Source organism: Lysinibacillus sp. NPDC093692 (genome assembly GCF_050280125.1).
Classification (GTDB): Bacteria; Bacillota; Bacilli; order Bacillales_A; family Planococcaceae; genus Lysinibacillus.
In genome coordinates this window covers 271513-288385 of sequence record NZ_JBNNUW010000003.1, presented here as the reverse complement: position 1 = coordinate 288385, position 16873 = coordinate 271513, and the positions used below count along the sequence as shown (strand labels likewise).

The 16873-nt window shown below is 37.8% G+C and carries 17 protein-coding genes; 1 reads left to right on the top strand and 16 read right to left on the bottom strand.

Annotation, left to right across the window (positions count from 1 at the left end; translation table 11 throughout):
- Positions 1-93 precede the first annotated feature (93 nt).
- From ACQKN4_RS05730 to ACQKN4_RS05685, 10 genes are all read right to left on the bottom strand, one after another.
- The gene (locus ACQKN4_RS05730) at positions 94-1869 is read right to left on the bottom strand and encodes an ATP-binding protein (protein ID WP_427482744.1); all 1776 of its coding nucleotides are present in this window, start codon (positions 1867-1869) and stop codon (positions 94-96) included.
- Positions 1862-2578: a response regulator transcription factor gene (locus tag ACQKN4_RS05725; RefSeq protein WP_049668637.1), complete on the bottom strand. Its 717-nt coding sequence runs from the start codon at positions 2576-2578 to the stop codon at positions 1862-1864. Before ACQKN4_RS05725 ends, ACQKN4_RS05730 begins: the two co-directional genes overlap by 8 nt.
- Before the next feature lie 153 nt (positions 2579-2731).
- Positions 2732-3919, bottom strand: coding sequence for a c-type cytochrome biogenesis protein CcsB (gene ccsB, locus ACQKN4_RS05720; protein WP_427482742.1), 1188 nt, complete (start codon positions 3917-3919; stop codon positions 2732-2734).
- Positions 3916-5589: a cytochrome c biogenesis protein ResB gene (gene resB / locus ACQKN4_RS05715; RefSeq protein ID WP_079560742.1), complete on the bottom strand. Its 1674-nt coding sequence runs from the start codon at positions 5587-5589 to the stop codon at positions 3916-3918. Before resB ends, ccsB begins: the two co-directional genes overlap by 4 nt.
- A 12-nt stretch (positions 5590-5601) precedes the next feature.
- Complete coding sequence (gene resA, locus ACQKN4_RS05710; RefSeq protein ID WP_079560739.1) at positions 5602-6135, bottom strand: thiol-disulfide oxidoreductase ResA; 534 nt, start codon at positions 6133-6135, stop codon at positions 5602-5604.
- Positions 6136-6487: 352 nt separating this feature from the next.
- Positions 6488-7219, bottom strand: coding sequence for a pseudouridine synthase (locus ACQKN4_RS05705; RefSeq protein WP_079560737.1), 732 nt, complete (start codon positions 7217-7219; stop codon positions 6488-6490).
- A 584-nt stretch (positions 7220-7803) separates the two neighbouring features.
- Positions 7804-8388 carry a hypothetical protein gene (locus ACQKN4_RS05700; protein WP_427482740.1) on the bottom strand — a complete coding sequence of 195 codons (585 nt, stop codon included), beginning with the start codon at positions 8386-8388 and terminating at the stop codon, positions 7804-7806.
- Positions 8389-8579: 191 nt separating this feature from the next.
- Positions 8580-9647, bottom strand: coding sequence for a D-alanyl-D-alanine carboxypeptidase family protein (locus ACQKN4_RS05695; protein WP_427482738.1), 1068 nt, complete (start codon positions 9645-9647; stop codon positions 8580-8582).
- A gap of 90 nt (positions 9648-9737) precedes the next feature.
- Positions 9738-10331 carry an SMC-Scp complex subunit ScpB gene (gene scpB, locus ACQKN4_RS05690; protein WP_427482770.1) on the bottom strand — a complete coding sequence of 198 codons (594 nt, stop codon included), beginning with the start codon at positions 10329-10331 and terminating at the stop codon, positions 9738-9740.
- Positions 10303-11082, bottom strand: a complete 780-nt coding sequence (locus tag ACQKN4_RS05685; RefSeq protein WP_079560728.1) for a segregation/condensation protein A — start codon at positions 11080-11082, stop codon at positions 10303-10305. Before ACQKN4_RS05685 ends, scpB begins: the two co-directional genes overlap by 29 nt.
- Positions 11083-11137: 55 nt before the next feature.
- On the opposite strand from ACQKN4_RS05685, the gene ACQKN4_RS05680 reads away from it, so the two are divergent.
- Complete coding sequence (locus ACQKN4_RS05680) at positions 11138-11644, top strand: DUF309 domain-containing protein (RefSeq protein ID WP_427482736.1); 507 nt, start codon at positions 11138-11140, stop codon at positions 11642-11644.
- Here the strand turns inward: ACQKN4_RS05680 and ACQKN4_RS05675 are convergent.
- The 6 genes from ACQKN4_RS05675 to spoIIAA all read right to left on the bottom strand — a co-directional run bounded on the left by ACQKN4_RS05675 (position 11638) and on the right by spoIIAA (position 16819).
- The gene (locus ACQKN4_RS05675) at positions 11638-12012 is read right to left on the bottom strand and encodes a GNAT family N-acetyltransferase (RefSeq protein ID WP_427482734.1); all 375 of its coding nucleotides are present in this window, start codon (positions 12010-12012) and stop codon (positions 11638-11640) included. The genes ACQKN4_RS05680 and ACQKN4_RS05675 overlap by 7 nt on opposite strands.
- 199 nt (positions 12013-12211) lie before the next feature.
- The gene (gene lysA / locus ACQKN4_RS05670; protein WP_427482732.1) at positions 12212-13531 is read right to left on the bottom strand and encodes a diaminopimelate decarboxylase; all 1320 of its coding nucleotides are present in this window, start codon (positions 13529-13531) and stop codon (positions 12212-12214) included.
- Between the two features lie 235 nt (positions 13532-13766).
- Positions 13767-15215 carry a spore germination protein gene (locus tag ACQKN4_RS05665; RefSeq protein WP_427482730.1) on the bottom strand — a complete coding sequence of 483 codons (1449 nt, stop codon included), beginning with the start codon at positions 15213-15215 and terminating at the stop codon, positions 13767-13769.
- A 15-nt stretch (positions 15216-15230) separates the two neighbouring features.
- On the bottom strand, positions 15231-16022 hold the full coding sequence (gene sigF, locus ACQKN4_RS05660) for an RNA polymerase sporulation sigma factor SigF (protein WP_079560716.1): 792 nt from the start codon (positions 16020-16022) through the stop codon (positions 15231-15233).
- Positions 16023-16032: 10 nt separating this feature from the next.
- A complete protein-coding gene (spoIIAB, locus tag ACQKN4_RS05655) occupies positions 16033-16473 on the bottom strand; it encodes an anti-sigma F factor (protein WP_079560714.1) in 441 nt (146 codons plus the stop codon).
- Positions 16466-16819, bottom strand: coding sequence for an anti-sigma F factor antagonist (gene spoIIAA, locus ACQKN4_RS05650; RefSeq protein ID WP_079560712.1), 354 nt, complete (start codon positions 16817-16819; stop codon positions 16466-16468). Before spoIIAA ends, spoIIAB begins: the two co-directional genes overlap by 8 nt.
- Between the last annotated feature and the right edge of the window lie 54 nt (positions 16820-16873).

The following is a 16873-nucleotide window of genomic DNA, read 5'->3' as shown; positions in this document are numbered from 1 at the left end:
ACTGAGTTCTCTATTACAGCGTATGCTTTGGCACCCGCTGAAAAGTAACTTAAATCCTCATTCATTTGCTGTAAGCAGTTAATAGCGATGCTTTTAATCGAATGGTAAATAAAACGTGAAGGTAGTCCCCTCTTTTAGCACACTATCTACCATAATATTGCCTGAATGTGCCTTGACTATATTTCTAGCAATAGCTAATCCTAGGCCAGTTCCACCTTTAGAACGCGTACGTGCTTTATCTGCTTTATAGAAACGTTCAAAAACATATGGCAGGTCCTCTTGTGGAATACCATGTCCTGTATCCTGGACAGATATTTTGGCAAAGGTCGGCTCTTGCTCAACCTTCACGGTTACTGATCCTTCAGCTGTATGACGAAGAGCATTATCGACTAAATTCGTTAATACTTGTTCAATCCGATCCTCATCTATACTAATCGTAACATCGTCATTAAACTCACTGTCAAATATTAGTCGAACATGTTTCTCTTTTGCAACTTGTGCAAATTTTTGTGTAATACGTTCAAATGTTGAATTAACCGGAAGCTCATCTTTGTAAAGCGTCATATGCCCCGATTCCATACGAGCAAGGTCTAATAAATCTGTCACGAGGCGTCCCATACGCTTCGATTCATCATAAATAATTTTTGTAATCTCATTTCGTTCTTCTTGATCTTGAATAAAATCATCATCCATTAATGCCTCTGAATACCCTTGGAGCATCGAAATCGGCGTCCGTAGCTCATGAGACACATTGGCAATAAAGTCTGAACGTAGTTTTTCTAAGCGATGCTGCTCAGTCATATCACGAATAACTGCGACCGCTCCACGTATCGATTCCTCACTATAAAGAGGGCTAATCGTAAACGTATAGTAATTTCCATCCATCTCAATTTCTTCTTCAAGCTTATCCTCAAACATCAGTACATGATCAAGCATATGGTAAAGCTCTGGGGGAATTGGCTTTGCACTTTGTGAGCCTTTATTGACGAACCATTTTTGCATTAAACGGTCCGCTGGTGGATTACTTAATAATATTGTACGATCACGATTAAACGTTATAACTGCATCTGTCATCGATGTTAAAATATTTGAAAGCTGTTCATTTTCTTGATTGATCACTTCTAGATTATGTTTCAATTGACGTCCCATTTGATTGAAGGCAACTGCAAGCTGGCCTATTTCATCATTTTGCGTAGTCGGCATCTTCGCTTCAAAATTCCCTTTAGAAATTTCAAACGCTAACTCACGCATTTTACGTAATGGTGACGTAATACGTGACGAAAGGAAAAACGCAAAAAATGTTGTCAGCACAAAGGCAATGAAAGCAGATAAAAAGACAATTTTCGTCGTCTCTTTCGATGTTTTATGCAATGCATCTGGACTTTGATAAATAAAGACAGCCCCGTGGACTGTATTTTCTACATTTAGCGGGAAACCTAGCACAACATAAGATTCCATTTTTTCTTCGTCTGCGGAAGACGGCATCATCATTTCCTTTATAATTGGTTTATCTGATTGAAAAACTTCATGAAACGATTTATTGGCTAAAATCATATCCTGAATTTCTTTTTTATTGACACCTTCCTGCATTGCAAAAGAGACTCTATCATGATTAATAGCAATAAGTGCATTTGTACTTTCAGGTAAAATATCTTTTAATAATTCAGAAGTCGATTTTGCTGTTTCATTAGCATCCACTATACTTGCAATCGTTGCAGCAGTTTGACGCAAGGAGCTTTCCGCTTGTTGCATATGGTAATTTTGAAGAAACTCAAGCATTAAAATCGTGAAAACAAATAATACAAATGAAACGAGAAGCAATATGGTTACCCATAGCTTCCCGACAACACTATTCCATATTCTATTCATTGACAACCTCAAATTTGTAGCCAACGCCCCATACAGTAACAATCATCTTTGCAGCGTTTTCTGAAACACGGTTGAGCTTTTCACGTAAACGTTTTACATGTGTGTCAACTGTACGTAAGTCACCAAAGAAATCATAATGCCAAACTTCTTTTAGTAATTGTTCACGGTCAAATACTTTGTCTGGTGATTTTGCTAAGAAATAAAGTAATTCATACTCTTTAGGTGTTAAATTTACTTCAATGCCTTCTGCTGTTACGCGGTGTGCATCATGATCAATCATTAAATGTTGAAACACAACTAAATCTTTTGAAGAAGAAGCATTTGTCGAAGGTGAGAATGCTTGTGAACGGCGTAATATAGCCTTCACACGTAACACAACTTCACGAGGACTAAACGGTTTTACAATATAATCATCTGCGCCAAGCTCAAAGCCTTGTACACGATTCGCTTCCTCGCCTTTTGCAGTTAATAAAATAATTGGTGTTGCTGCTCGTTCACGGATTTCCGCACAAACTTCAAGCCCATCTTTTTCAGGCATCATAATATCAAGTAAAATACAGTGATACTCTTTTTCTAAAGATTTTTCGATCGCTTGTTCACCATTTTCTGCTTCGTCAACAAGGTATCCTTCTCGCTCTAAATACATTTTTAATAAGCGTCGAATACGGTCCTCGTCATCTACTACTAATACTGAAATATTTTCTGACACTTTCACGATCCCTCTCTTCTAATCTTTCTCTACCTTCTATTGTACATCGTACGACACATATTGAAAAGAAAAGAAAGCCTTCTTGCCACAGCAAGAAGGCTCTTCTTTCTAATACTAGCGACGTTAAAAATTTATTTGCTCAAGTTAATCAATTTAAGCTGAAGCGTATGAGTGTAAACCTGCAAGAATCAAGTTAACAGCAATTAAGTTAAATAAGATTATTCCAAAACCAATTAATGCTAACCATGCAGATTTTTCACCTTCCCAGCCTTTTGATAAACGTAAGTGTAGGAATGCTGCATAGAATAACCATGTAATAAGTGCCCACACTTCCTTCGGATCCCATCCCCAGAAACGACTCCACGCAAGTTGTGCCCAAATCATTGCAAAGATTAGAGCTCCTAACGTAAATACTGGGAAGCCAATTATTACTGAACGATAACCAATTTCATCAACTAATTGTAAATTTACTCGTTTGACAAAAGGTTGGAAAATCGCACTAATTCGACGTCTTGCAATTAATCGAATTAATAAGTATATAATAGACCCTACTAATAATGACCAAACAACTGTAGTTAATTTCTTCGCATTAATGAGCGCAGGCATTTCTACTAACGGAGACATACCATGTTCTTCCACTGCCTTATATTCATTCATACCAAATAGTGGCGGCATGTTGTAGTCAATTTGACGTTCATTTCCTTCTTTATCTAAATAAGTATATGTTGAATCGTAATCCATCATATTAAATACTGATGTAGCAACTACGAAACCAACGACTACCACAAGGAAGAACATTACCGCTTCTAACCAGAAACGTTGTTTAGAAGGCTTCTTTAAATCAACTACTTTTAATAAATAAATTAGTCCTGCTACCGCACTAATCGCTAAAATTGATTGACCTAAAGCAGCTGTAATAACATGAATTGTTAACCAGTAACTTTGTAAAGACGGCACTAAAGGACTAACTTCACTCGGAAACATCGACGCATAGGCAATTATTAATATCGCCACAGGCAATGCTACTAATCCTAGAGCTGTCACTCGATAAATAAAATAAATCAATACGAATGCCCCAACAATGAACATTCCGAACGCAGTCGTAAATTCAAACATATTACTAACAGGTGCATGTCCTGAATAAACCCAACGAGTAATAAAATAACCAAGCTGCGAAAGTAAACCAATAATTGTGACAACAATTGCCACCTTGCCCCATTTATCGGTATTTTTCCCCGTTGCATTCGATTGCTTTATCGAACCACCAAACAATAAAGTTGCAACTAGGTAGGCTATGAATGCTACAAATAATAGGTTTCCACTTATGTCAATCAAACTCATAAGGTGTTGTCACCTTCCTTTTCTTTAGTGCCTGGCTTTGCGGATTTGTTGTCATCTTCAGGCTTATCTAACTGATCTCTATATGGTGGTAGACCAGCAAACGTAGTGACTGAATCTAAATCCTTTTTCATACTAAACATATTTTTATTCACATGAGCAGCCATCAACACTCGACCATCCGGATCCACCTGTAACCATAAACGTCTATGATTCCAATATGAGCCAATTACTACACCAATCATGAAAATAACACCACCAACAAATAAAATTGGTATCGTACTATCTTTACGAATTGTAAAGTTTGATGAATTACGCATCTCTGCTCCTGCGAATTTCATTCTATATTTGTTTTCACCAAGTGGTTCAAGTGGTGGCTTTCTGATTTCTACAAAGCTTACTTCACCTTCTGGCGTTTCTGGTGTTGTCATTCTAAATAAAAATGCCGGATTATTTGGTATTGATGTTTTTGTCTGTGGCTCCCCATTTTCAAAACCATCAAAATCTGGTGTATAAACAAGAATTTGTACTGAGGAACCATCTCCTAAATCATATTGTTTTTTAGGATTCGTTAAATCAATTTCAATTTGACCTTGTGATTCTTCAGAAGCTTTATTCACTAAATTAAAATTCATCTGTCTCAATTCATTAAGACGATAATTCATTTGATACAACGCAAAACCGTTTTCTTTTAACGGATGATTAACACGAATTGAATAATCTCTCAATTTTTCAAGGTTGTCTGAATCTCCTGGAAGAGCTCCCTCAGGTTGTTTGTATAATGTTATATCCGTTTGATAGTTCTTCGCCATAACATTTACACCTTGGCTCGCTTCCCCGCCTTGTTGCTTTTCGCCATGGGTTTCCAAAATAAATTTATTATTTTTAATAAAATACCCATCCATACCTGGTATAGCTCGTGTTTCACCTTCACGGATCCAAATCGTCTCATCCACATAAAAACCAGGTACTAAGCGCAACATAACACCTGTTAAAAAAATAATGAGACCGACATGATTTATGTATGGGCCATATCGAGCGAAGCGACCGCGCTCTGCTAGCAGTGCACTTCCATCACGACGAACACGGTATTTTAATTCGGACATTTTTTGCTCAACTTTATCAAGCGTTTCATCAGCGTTTGGCACTTGCCCTTCCGCAATGATCCGTTGGCGTTTCATGAAACTTTCATGACGTTTAACGCGTTGATTTTTTAAAGACTTATGCAAAGGTAACCCTCGGTCTAAACTCGCAACAATAATCGATATCGCAAGCATACCTACTAAAATTTGGAACCACCAAGTGTTGTATAAATGAGAAAGTCCTAAATTATTATAGAGTTTGCCTAATACACCATACACTTTTTCATAATACTCTGCTTTACTAGGCTCCGGGGCATTAACATATATCGCTTGCGGTAGAATTGTTCCGATTGACGCTGCGACCAACGTTATAATAATGAGGGCAATCCCCACTTTTACACTCGAGAAGAAATTCCAAATTTTGTCAACAAATGTTGTATTATACGTTTTTGAACGAATTGCCGTTCCATCGTAACGCATATCAACAACTTTTGTCTGTTTACCTTCCTCAGTTAAAGGACGACCACATTTCTCACAAAGCTTCGTGCCATATGGGTTACTATGACCACAAGCACAAATGATGTTTTCCATAGTCATTACTCCTTATTTTGGCTTCACTAATTCCATGTACGAAGCAATTTTTGCCTCCGTCATTTCACCAGTAATGATTTTGGCTACTTTACCATCTGGATCAATAAGGAGAGTTGCTGGTAAATTACCTACATTATAGGCAGTCATAACGCTTTTCGTTTTGTCAATAACTACCGGGAACGTTAACTCATATCTATCGACAAAATTCTGTACTTCAAAATCAGTTTGGGCAATATTGACCGCTAATGTTTGTACACCCTGATCTTTAAAAACTTTATACTGACGATCCATTGCAGGCATTTCCTTTTCACAAGGCTTACACCAAGTTCCCCAGAAGTTCAAAAATACGCCCTGCCCCTTATAATCAGATAGCTTATGTTTCTCACCGTTTAAATCTACTAACGTGAAGTCTGGTGCTTTAGAGCCTACTGCTATTAACTCTACTTTATCTTTTGTCGCTGTTCCGTATACCGTATAACCAATCGCTAAGACTAAGACTGCCAAAATAATGGTACGAATGACGAGACGTTTTTTCTTTTTCTCCAAGTTAATAAACCCCCTATCAATTTCGGCTTAGAATAATCCCTATTGACGCAAAGCTTTTCCTACAAACATTCATATGTATAGTTTTTACCGTCTAATTTATACCATTTATTATGTTTGTCAATTTTTATATTTGTCATTCACTTGCGCGTCAAACACCACCTGATAATTTGTGGAACCGATTTCATCAGGATGAAAACTAATTTAGGTGCACTATTCTCACCTATTATAGCAAAAGGAAACACAAACGCTTAGCTAATAATTATGAATGATTTATGAACGATTTCACTAATAAGAAAGTGAAAACATTACTATTACACATAGAAGTATTTCACTTTCTCTTAGAAAATGCTAATTATCCGATTTGTCCTGTCTCTGCTAGCACTCGCAATTGCTTCACTTCATGCTTTGATAATTCACGATATTCTCCCGGAGCTAGTCCGAATAAATCTAAAAAGGCAAAGCGTTCACGTTTAAGTTTAACAACAGGTGTACCTATTGCCTCAAACATACGACGTACTTGACGATTTCGTCCTTCGTGAATAGTAATTTCACAAATTGCCTTACCCGCGTTTTCATCAAATGAAGTCATACTCACTTTTGCTGGAGCTGTTTTACCATCTTCTAGTTTGATTCCACGTTGAAGCTTTTTTAAGCCATCAATCGTCGGAACACCTTTAACACGAGCAATATATGTTTTGTCGATTTTAAACTTCGGATGTGTCAGCATATAAGAAAATTCACCATCATTTGTTAATAACAACAAGCCAGATGTATCATAATCGAGACGACCAACTGGGAAAATTCGTTGTGGTATATGCTTAAACAAATCTGTGACAGTTTTGCGTCCTTTGTCGTCTGTTACAGCTGATATCGTTCCACGTGGTTTATATAACAAGTAATAAACCTTATCCTCTTTCTCAAGCTTCACGCCTTCTACTTCTATCGTATCTGAGTTTGACACCTTTGTACCTAACTCACGCACTACGACTCCGTTCACTTTTACTTTACCTTCTACAATTAATTGTTCTGCCTTACGTCTAGACGCCACACCAGCATACGCAATAACCTTCTGTAATCTTTCCATTCTTTCACCTCTAATTTTCATTCACCTTGGTTTTAGTCACCAAAATTTAAACCTCATTCGACTAATATGAATAAGGTTATTTTTCCCGCTAATCTGTGAAAATTATGTCATACTTTTATGCATTATTAAAGAAAAACTAATTATGCGTAAGTATTTAAATTATTTGAAATTGTTTTTATCAACTAATTTCTGGATAATTTGCACTTGAATTTTAAGGGTCCTCTGCATAGTATAGGTTGATTTTCGTTCCGACCGGGTGCTTTCCTTGATGTGACCGGATTTTGAATTGTCCCCAGGACTGTGACAGGGCGACATGATGTCGGTCATTTTAGTAATGTCACAGGACGTGACGTTCTTACACTGAGTTCCTCTATTTCTATTGGTGTCTGGTCCCCATTGAAAGAGAACCACGTTCAATGGTAGGAGTATTCTGCAGAATGAAGAAAGTAATAAGTTTTAACAAATGTCATCCTAACTTTTGGCGTATTCTAATTTTAACCAAGCCTCCCCATTCAATTTGCTATCGGCCTTGAAATCTTTATAAAACATAAAAGCTACCCAATTTGGGCAGCTTTTCATAATTTCTAGGTTTCACTATATTTATTTTCAATTCTAAGCCCATATGTACTTAATTCTTTATTAATAAATTGCTTCGCACTTGATAGCTTTCCTGAAAAAGATAGTTCAATTGTTGAACCATCTTGTAATGAGAAAATCAATTTTTCTGGTGCACTCACACCATTCTTTTCTACAATAGTCTGTTCAACCTTCACAATATCTTCCCAGCTTATATAATCTTCTTGCAAACTAAAAAGATGATTCATATGAAGTCCTTTTGTATCAATGAATTGATAGTTATTAATACACAAAAATATGAATGCGCCAGCAATTATAAACGATGTTCCCACAAGTCCTCGTTGAATAATCATCCTTTTTTTCGTTTTAGGTTCTACTAAAAAATTGACTAATAACGTGACCGCTAACATGATCATTACTACCATCAATATAATATAGGCTGTAAAAAAAGGATCAAAGAAATAGGATTCCTTAGGTCTAAAGAACAACTCTTGAACAGGATATAAGAAAATAACAGGAGCAATAAAGCTAGACAAGAATAAAATTATTATGACCCCTATTTGATATTGTCTACTGTTTGATATAGTCATCATACATACTTATCCCCCTTCATCGATATTCAAAAATTCAGAATCTTAAATCAAAACCGCTCGAATTTATTTTACCTGATTATTTCTCATTTGTTAAATAAATCAAAATGATTTCGAACGCTATCGCAATATAACGGAAAGGTACTGGCATTGACACACAAACGTTATCTCATAAAAAAATCAGCGTATCGCTTTTAACGATCCGCTGATTCAACTTTTACTGGCACTGCATAAATACGCTCTTCACCGATAAAGATGGATAGTACACCTTCCATACGTTTTCTAGAAACATGCAATACTTGCCTTACACTTTCTTTTTCTTCTTTATTTAATTGCAAACGAATCGGTTGCTCTAAGCGAATAGATAGGTTTTTATTAACTTTATATTTTCCTTTTTTCACTACTGTCTCAAGGCTGTAATCTCCCCAAACCTTGTTAGCTAAACTCCGATGCATATTCCAATCATCGGATTCATTTAATGTGACAACAATACACGTTTGCCCGTCCTTTTGGAAGGCGGTTGCAAGTGTCCGCCCAGCTACCTTTGTAAAGCCTGTTTTCCCGGCAAATGCTGAACCTTTTGCTGTTTTTAATGCACTGACAGGTTGTGTCTCATCGTCTATTTCGATAGCAACCCCAGATCCTTCTCGTACTAAACGGTGCTTATTTTCCCATAACATCCCGTTTTCAGTATTGGCACGATATAACACTGTGGAGGCAATCTTCTTGAAAGTTTTATTTTGAAGAGCTATTCTCAACATTTCAGCAGTATCTCTCGCTGACGATAAATGCTCATCATGATGCAAGCCAGACGGGTTCATAAATACTGTATTTGTGAGGCCAGCAACAACAGCCCGTTCATTCATTAACTTTACAAACCCTTCTACCGATCCTCCAACATGCTCTGCTAAAGCTGTTGCAGCGTCATTTCCTGACCGTAGCATCAAACCATATAACAGTGTTTCTACCGTTACTTTTTCCCCTGCCTGCAAGTAAATAGACGAGCCCTCAGACGTTGCAGCCTTTGGTGAAATAACCACGTCATCTTGAAGATTGCTATTTTCAATAACAACGAGTGCTGTCCACATTTTTGTTAAGCTTGCAATTGGTAACCGGGCGTCGCTATTAGATTCATATAAAACACGACCCGTATCACCATCTAAGACAGCATATCCGCTACCACCTCGAGCCAAACTGGTTTGTGGAAGCATTAACATTACCACGACTATCATGAACAATATTAAACGTACTAACCGTTGCAACGAGCCACTCCTTATTAAAAGTAATAGGAAAATATAGATTATATTTATGTTTCAAGCTAAGCTTTATACCTATAACTCATTCCGAACTTTTTACTTTACTCCACTGAAGGTTTCCTGGAATTTAGTCATAAATAAATCTGTTTCTTGCTCTGCTTCAACTAGCTCATCTTCAGGTAAAGACGGCATTTCTTCTATACTATTTAAACCAAAGTAGTTTAAGAATTCTTTCGTTGTACCATATAAGATTGCACGTCCTGTCCCTTCTGAGCGACCCACTTCCTTAATTAACCCCCTAGAAGCGAGAGTCTGTATTGGTCTTTCACATTTCACACCACGTAAATCTTCAATTGTTACACGCGTAATTGGCTGTTTGTATGCCACGATCGCCAATACTTCAAGTGAAGCTTGAGATAATGATTGAGCAGTTGGATTTTCTACTAATCTTTGTATCGTATCTGCTAGTTCAGGTTTTGTTATAAGCTGATAAACGCCAGCTATTTCTTTTACCGTTATGCCTCTAGATCCATCTTCTTCATAGGTCGTTTTCAATGCTTCCATTTTCTCTACGACTATCTCTTCCGGTTCTACTAAAAGTTGTGATAATTGTTTAATAGTTAAACCATCGTCTCCAACAACAAATAATAAGGATTCTATTCTACTCTGTAGCATCATTGTTTTCGTCATCATCCCATTCCTCCTTCTGTAATGTAACTGTTAATTCTTCAAAGTTACCATCTTGCTCTACGATGACTACCTGACGTTTCATCAATTCAAGAATAGATAAAAACGTCAGAATAAGTGTTGGCTTATCTTCATAGGGAAATAGCTCAAAAAATGATGCACGTCCACCAGTAAATCGTAATGAATCGACAACCGAACGCATTTGATCTTTCACAGAGCGTTCCTGTCTTGCAACAGTTGTCTTTAGTGGTTTTTTTAATTTTTTTCGACGCATTAGTTTTTGAAAGGCTCCAAGCATGTCATAAATGTTGACGTTCAAATCAAATAACGCCATTTGCTCATCTGAGGCTAATCCAGATAAATCTGCTGGTGGCCGTGTAAATACCTGTGCCCGATCTGTTTCAAGCTCTTGCAGGCTACTTGCTGCTTCTTTATATTTCTTATACTCTATTAAACGTATTACTAGTTCTTCACGAGGGTCTGGACCGTCGACTTCTAATTCAGCTTCGTCAAGCTCACCTTCATGGATTGGCAAAAGCATACGACTTTTAATAGCCAATAATGTTGCTGCCATCACTAAATATTCACTAGCCTCATTTAACTCCAGTACTTGCATAGCATGTATATGGTCGATATATTGTTGAGTAATTTCTGCCATTGGAATATCATAAATATCAATTTCCAATCTGTTAATTAAATGTAATAATAAATCAAGAGGCCCTGAAAAGGCTTCTAATTTCACTTCATAAGACATTGTTTTACCACCCTGAGATTATATGTTCTTTTAGTATAGTAGAAAGGAGTCTAAAATGCATCCACAGCACCATACTTTATTTATCGACTACTGTTCTTTTTTCAATGGTAATCACGATTTTTTTGAATGCCATGAAGTCCTTGAAGAATACTGGAAAGATATTGCTCCAGGTGATAAAAAGCACCCACTCGTTGGATACGTACAGCTTGCAACCGGTTTATATCATTGGCGACGTAACAATTATATTGGCGCTGCGAGAATATTAGAAAAAGCACTCAAAAATTTCCAATATAATAAGGGACATTTATTTTTTGATGAAATCGACTACGAAATACTACTAACTCAACTAGCAGATGCACTTTCTGCTACCCAGAAGGGCAAGTCCTTTCAAGCATTTCAGCTTCCTCTTTCACCTACATTGGAGGAATTAGCATTTGCTCGCATGAAGATTTTACCATCAAGTAGCTCTAACTATCTTCTTCATAAACATATGCTTCGAGATCGCTCACATATTCTTGCGGAGCGTCAAGAAAGCAAACAAAGAAAAAGCAGACGTCAATGATCGTCTGCTTCTCCATCGATACAATTTATACATTTGTGAACAATATTACGTGTTTCCTCCGTTGCAAGCACACTTTCATACTGACCAAGTTCTGCCACTTCCTGTAGCATTTCCTTCGCAACACCTTCACCTCTATAAGAAGGGATCACGGAAACATGTTGAATCGTAGCTATATTATCATTGTGTGTTACAAGTCCAACAATGCCAACATACTCATCGTTCTTTTTCCATAAATATAAAACCCAATTATTATCATTTTCATAGGAGTGGATTGTCTCTTTGAGCTTTTTTATGTCTTTTTCGTTAGGCATAAACGAGAGTAGCCCCATTGCTATTTTCTCGAAAGCTTTCTTATATCGAATTAACATATTTGTCTATTCCCTCATTTTCTAGCTGTACATAATCTTTGATTATCCTACACGATTTGTACTTTTACCGCAAGTCCATTTCTGTCTTACGAACCAGGTCCGAGAATACCTTTAGACGCCAATACCCAATAGACAACGCCCCACAACAAAATAAAAGTTGAAATGGACGCTAGTAATACCCATTTGTTTTTTCTCATATTTACTCACCCTTTTTTAACGTTAGCGGGAGATCGTTTTGTACAATATCTTCATAACTTTCGCGTCGAATTGCTAATTGATGTTTGCCATCTTCTACAAATACAACTGCTGGTCGTGGCACACGATTGTAGTTACTCGCCATAGAATATCCATACGCACCAGTACAGAAGATTGCTAGCACATCACCAGAAGCTGCTTCCTGAAGCTTAGCATCAATAATTAATTTATCACCTGATTCACAAAGTTTACCAGCCACTGTATATGTTTCACTTTTCGATTCATCTGCTTTACTCGCAATGACCGCTTCGTACTTCGCATCATATAAAGCCGGACGGATATTATCACTCATACCACCATCGACAGCAATATATTTACGAACATTAGGTACTGTTTTTTGTGAACCAATTGTATAAAGAGATGTTCCTGCATCCCCTACAAGTGATCGCCCTGGTTCAATCCAAATTTCTGGCATCGTTAGACCAAGTACAGTCGCTTTAGTCTTTACAACTGTAATCATATCCTCTACATATACTTGTGGCTCAAGCGGTGCATCTTCCTCTGTATAACGAATTCCGAAGCCCCCACCTAAGTTTAACACAGTACACGTAAAATCGTGAGTCTTGTTCCAATCCGAAATTTTATCAATTAGTTTTTCTCCTGCTAAGCCAAAGCCCGCTGTGTCAAAAATTTGAGAGCCAATATGGCAGTGCAATCCTAGAAGTTCTAGGTATTCATGCTTAAAAGTTTGTTGGAAAGCTTCATCTGCTTGACCATTATTTAAGTCGAAGCCAAATTTTGAATCCGCTTGACCTGTCGTAATGAAATCATGCGTATGTGCCTCCACACCTGGTGTGACACGTAGTAAAATACGCATTTTTTGCTGACGGCGCTCTGAGATTTCTTGTAAAAGTTGAATTTCATAGAAGTTATCCACGACAATACAACCGATTTTTGAGTCAAATGCTAATTCTAGTTCAGCAATGCTTTTATTATTACCGTGGAAATGAATGCGTTCCGGAGGGAATCCAGCTTTTAAAGCTGTAAATAATTCTCCACCAGAGACAACATCTAAAGATAGATTTTCTTCTGCCGCTAATTGGTACACAGCTACACATGCAAATGCTTTTGAAGCATAAGCTACTTCTGCTTTTACACCTAGTTTTTTAAACGTATCTATAAAGCCGCGTGCACGCTTACGAATAAGTGCTGTATCATACACAAATAAAGGTGTACCATATTCTTTTGCAAGCTCTAATGTATCTACCTGTCCAATCGTTAAATGACCATCTTCAGAAATCGCTTGTGTTCCATATAAATGCATGTGCATCTCTCCCTTTTCACATCGTTCCATCACGTGATACATTGCACCCCATTTTAGAAAGATTTCGGGCAATTTAGCCTACAATCCTTATTTAGAGGGATATTGCTTCATTCAACAAGTTGCACATGTGTTTTAACATGTGGTGAACCTTTTGATGAATGAAGACAATTTTCGCAAAAATCACAAAATACTATATGTGAACTTTATCACATGAAAAAAACGAGTGCAACGGCTTCTATGATCTTTTTCGCTGTTGGGAGTCAACAACATATGGCCTCAATGCATCTGCTGTCATTGGGAAACGAATAAGTACGCGAAGCATCGCATTTGGGAAGAACGGAATAAGTGGCCATAAATACGGCGCTTGCATCGGACGTAATGAACATAAATACGTAAACAATATAAATATCCCAATAAATAAACCATTAACTCCCCAAATTCCAGTCATTATTAACAGCAATATTCTAAAGAGTTTAATGGAGATACCCAGCTCATAAGACGGAATAATAAATGTCAGAATAGCTGAAACCGCTGTATATAACACAACTTCCGGCGAGAATACCCCAACATCAATAGCAATCTGACCAATAGTTATACCCGCAACCAACCCCATCGCAGTGGATAATGGTGATGGGGTATGAATGGCGGCCATCCTCAAAAATTCTATCCCAATATCGCCAATAAGTACTTGTAGCAAAAGTGGGATATGTGATTTTTCCTTAGCACCTAAAAAGGATAGCTCATCTGGTAAATGTATCCCGTGTGTTGCAAATAAATACCACATAGGCAATAATAATAAACCCGTAAACGCTCCAAAATAGCGCATAAAACGGACAAAGGTTCCGACTGATGGTGCCTGCCTATACTCCTCCGCATGCTGCAACAAATGAAAAGCAGTTGCAGGTACGAGAATGATAGAAGGTGACGTATCGACAATAATGGCTATATGGCCTTCAAGTAAATGGGCTGCGGTAATATCTGGTCGTTCCGTATAACGTACAAAAGGAACTGGATGAAACTTCTGTTTAAACAGCCATTCTTCTAGTGATTTATCCGTCATAGTCAAACCATCATGATGAATTTGCGCAATGCGATGTCGCAATTTATCGAGCGTTTCATCATTCGCAATACCTTTTATAAACGCTAGAGCGACATCGGTTTGACCGATTTCGGATATTTTATGTAGCTCGAAACGTAAATTACTATTGCGAATTCGTCGACGAATCAAAGCAGTATTTTGAGAAATACCTTCAACAAAGCCATCCCTAGATCCACGAATAACCTTTTCATTGTCAGGCTCCTCAGGGGTACGACCCGGATAGCTTCGTATCTCTGCAACATAGCCGTAACCACCTTTAGTTATAAAGACTACCTGTCCACTTAATATGGCTAATAAAATGGCTTCACGTTTGGTTTCCTCTGAACGACCTTGGTAATTGAAATAGGCTTCAAAATACTCCTTTTCATCCTCAATATCAACGTCCTCATCAGGTAACATATTAGAGAGTAGTTGTGTTAACACAACTCCATCCACAAGTCCGGTTACATATGCGCAAAGAACCGGCAAATCTTTGACAAATAGATGCTTTATACTAATGTCAAATGATTCGCCGTCTCCAAACTGTTCTTTAAGAAAATCTTCGGCTTCTTCTAAGCTGTTAAATAGTTTATCTTTATCTGTCATGCTGTCACCATTTTCTTAAATGTCTTTTTTTACTTCTTCCTCTTCAACTGTGGCACTTGTGGCCATCCAAGTTTTCAATTGGGCAAGAATTTTTTTCTCTAATCGTGATACCTGAACTTGTGATATACCTAGCCTGTTGGCAATTTCAGTTTGGGTACAATCTGAGAAATATCGTAAATAAATAATGGATTGCTCTCTAGGCTCAAGCCTTGTGAGCACCTCTTTTAGTGGAATATAATCAAATGGCTGCTCAGATTTTTCGTCCTTCATCTGATCCATTAATGTAATAGAATCCCCTTCACTCTCATACAATTGTTCATGCAAGGAAGCTGGATCTCTCAATGCATCTGAAGCTGTTACAATTTCTTCAGTTGTAACATCAAGAACCTGCGCTAATTCATGTATGGTTGGTGGATGCTCATTATTTTTAATAAATTCATCAGTTGCATGACGAATTTTAAAATTAAGCTCACGAATAGAACGGCTAACCTTCACCATTCCATCATCCCTTAGAAAGCGCTGAATTTCTCCGATGATCATTGGTACAGCATATGTCGAAAATTTAACATCATACGTTAGATCAAATTTATCCACAGACTTCATAAGCCCAATGCATCCAATTTGAAACAAATCCTCGAGCTCCACGCCCCTGCTTGTAAAGCGTTGGACAATAGACCACACAAGCCTCGTATTCCCTTCAATCATTCGTTTACGAGCCTCATGATCGCCCTGTTGTGCACGTGCAATTAAATCTCGCATTTCTCCCTGTGACAATAGCTTATCGGACGACTGTTCTAGCGGCTTCACAATCGCATCCTCACATTACCGGTGTGCGAACCGAGTAAAATTTCTTCGTAAATGTGACGGTTGTACCTTCTTGCCACTTAGACATGACTGTCAACTGATCTGAAAAACTATCCATAATGGTAAAGCCCATACCTGAACGTTCCATCGCGCTTTTCGTCGTAAATAACGGCTCCATTGCTTGGCTTACATCCGCAATGCCAATACCTTTATCCAAAACAGACACCGTTACAATATCATCCTCGCGTTTTGCATGAACTGTAACAACGCCCTTACCATCCTCTTCATAACCGTGAATAATGGCATTAGAAACGGCCTCTGAAACAACCGTTTTAAATTCGGATAGCTCATCAATAGTTGGATCTAATTGTGCGATAAATCCTGTCACAGCTACACGCGCTAAGGCCTCATTTTCACTAATTGCTAAAAAAGTTAATGTCATTTCGTTATCCATTTACAATCCCCCTAACTCGATCAATTGCTTCTTCTTCTGTTGCTTCCATCATCCACGGCCCTAAACCTGAAAATTGAAATACTTTTCGCATTGTCGGCGATGGATTCAATAATATCGTCCGCCCAGCGACTGCCTCTAACTCACGCATCCGACCAAGCACTAAACCTACACCTGAACTATCCATAAAAGAAAGCCCCTCTAAATTCCAAATAATAGTCGTTACAGTACCTTGAAAAATTGCTGTAGAAATTTTAGCTCGAATTTGCTCTACCGCATGATGATCGAGCTCCCCAAATAAACGTATAACCACTGTCTCTCTTGTTACCATTTCTAACTGAAAATGCATGAACATCGCCTCCTCCTCGTGCAATTCCACATTCAATGTGGTGATTCCTTGCGG

Bases quoted from the DNA above. Each gene is read 5' to 3' on its own strand.
- scpB (WP_427482770.1), bottom strand. From the start codon at position 10,331: ATGACGAAAACAATGATGCTACAGAGTAGAATAGAATCCTTATTATTT.
- ACQKN4_RS05665 (WP_427482730.1), bottom strand. From the start codon at position 15,215: ATGACAGATAAAGATAAACTATTTAACAGCTTAGAAGAAGCCGAAGAT.
- spoIIAA (WP_079560712.1), bottom strand. From the start codon at position 16,819: ATGCATTTTCAGTTAGAAATGGTAACAAGAGAGACAGTGGTTATACGT.
- lysA (WP_427482732.1), bottom strand. From the start codon at position 13,531: ATGCATTTATATGGAACACAAGCGATTTCTGAAGATGGTCATTTAACG.
- ACQKN4_RS05730 (WP_427482744.1), bottom strand. From the start codon at position 1,869: ATGAATAGAATATGGAATAGTGTTGTCGGGAAGCTATGGGTAACCATA.
- ccsB (WP_427482742.1), bottom strand. From the start codon at position 3,919: ATGAGTTTGATTGACATAAGTGGAAACCTATTATTTGTAGCATTCATA.
- spoIIAB (WP_079560714.1), bottom strand. From the start codon at position 16,473: ATGGATAACGAAATGACATTAACTTTTTTAGCAATTAGTGAAAATGAG.
- ACQKN4_RS05680 (WP_427482736.1), top strand. From the start codon at position 11,138: ATGCATCCACAGCACCATACTTTATTTATCGACTACTGTTCTTTTTTC.
- ACQKN4_RS05685 (WP_079560728.1), bottom strand. From the start codon at position 11,082: ATGTCTTATGAAGTGAAATTAGAAGCCTTTTCAGGGCCTCTTGATTTA.
- ACQKN4_RS05675 (WP_427482734.1), bottom strand. From the start codon at position 12,012: ATGTTAATTCGATATAAGAAAGCTTTCGAGAAAATAGCAATGGGGCTA.
- ACQKN4_RS05705 (WP_079560737.1), bottom strand. From the start codon at position 7,219: ATGGAAAGATTACAGAAGGTTATTGCGTATGCTGGTGTGGCGTCTAGA.
- resB (WP_079560742.1), bottom strand. From the start codon at position 5,589: ATGGAAAACATCATTTGTGCTTGTGGTCATAGTAACCCATATGGCACG.
- ACQKN4_RS05700 (WP_427482740.1), bottom strand. From the start codon at position 8,388: ATGATGACTATATCAAACAGTAGACAATATCAAATAGGGGTCATAATA.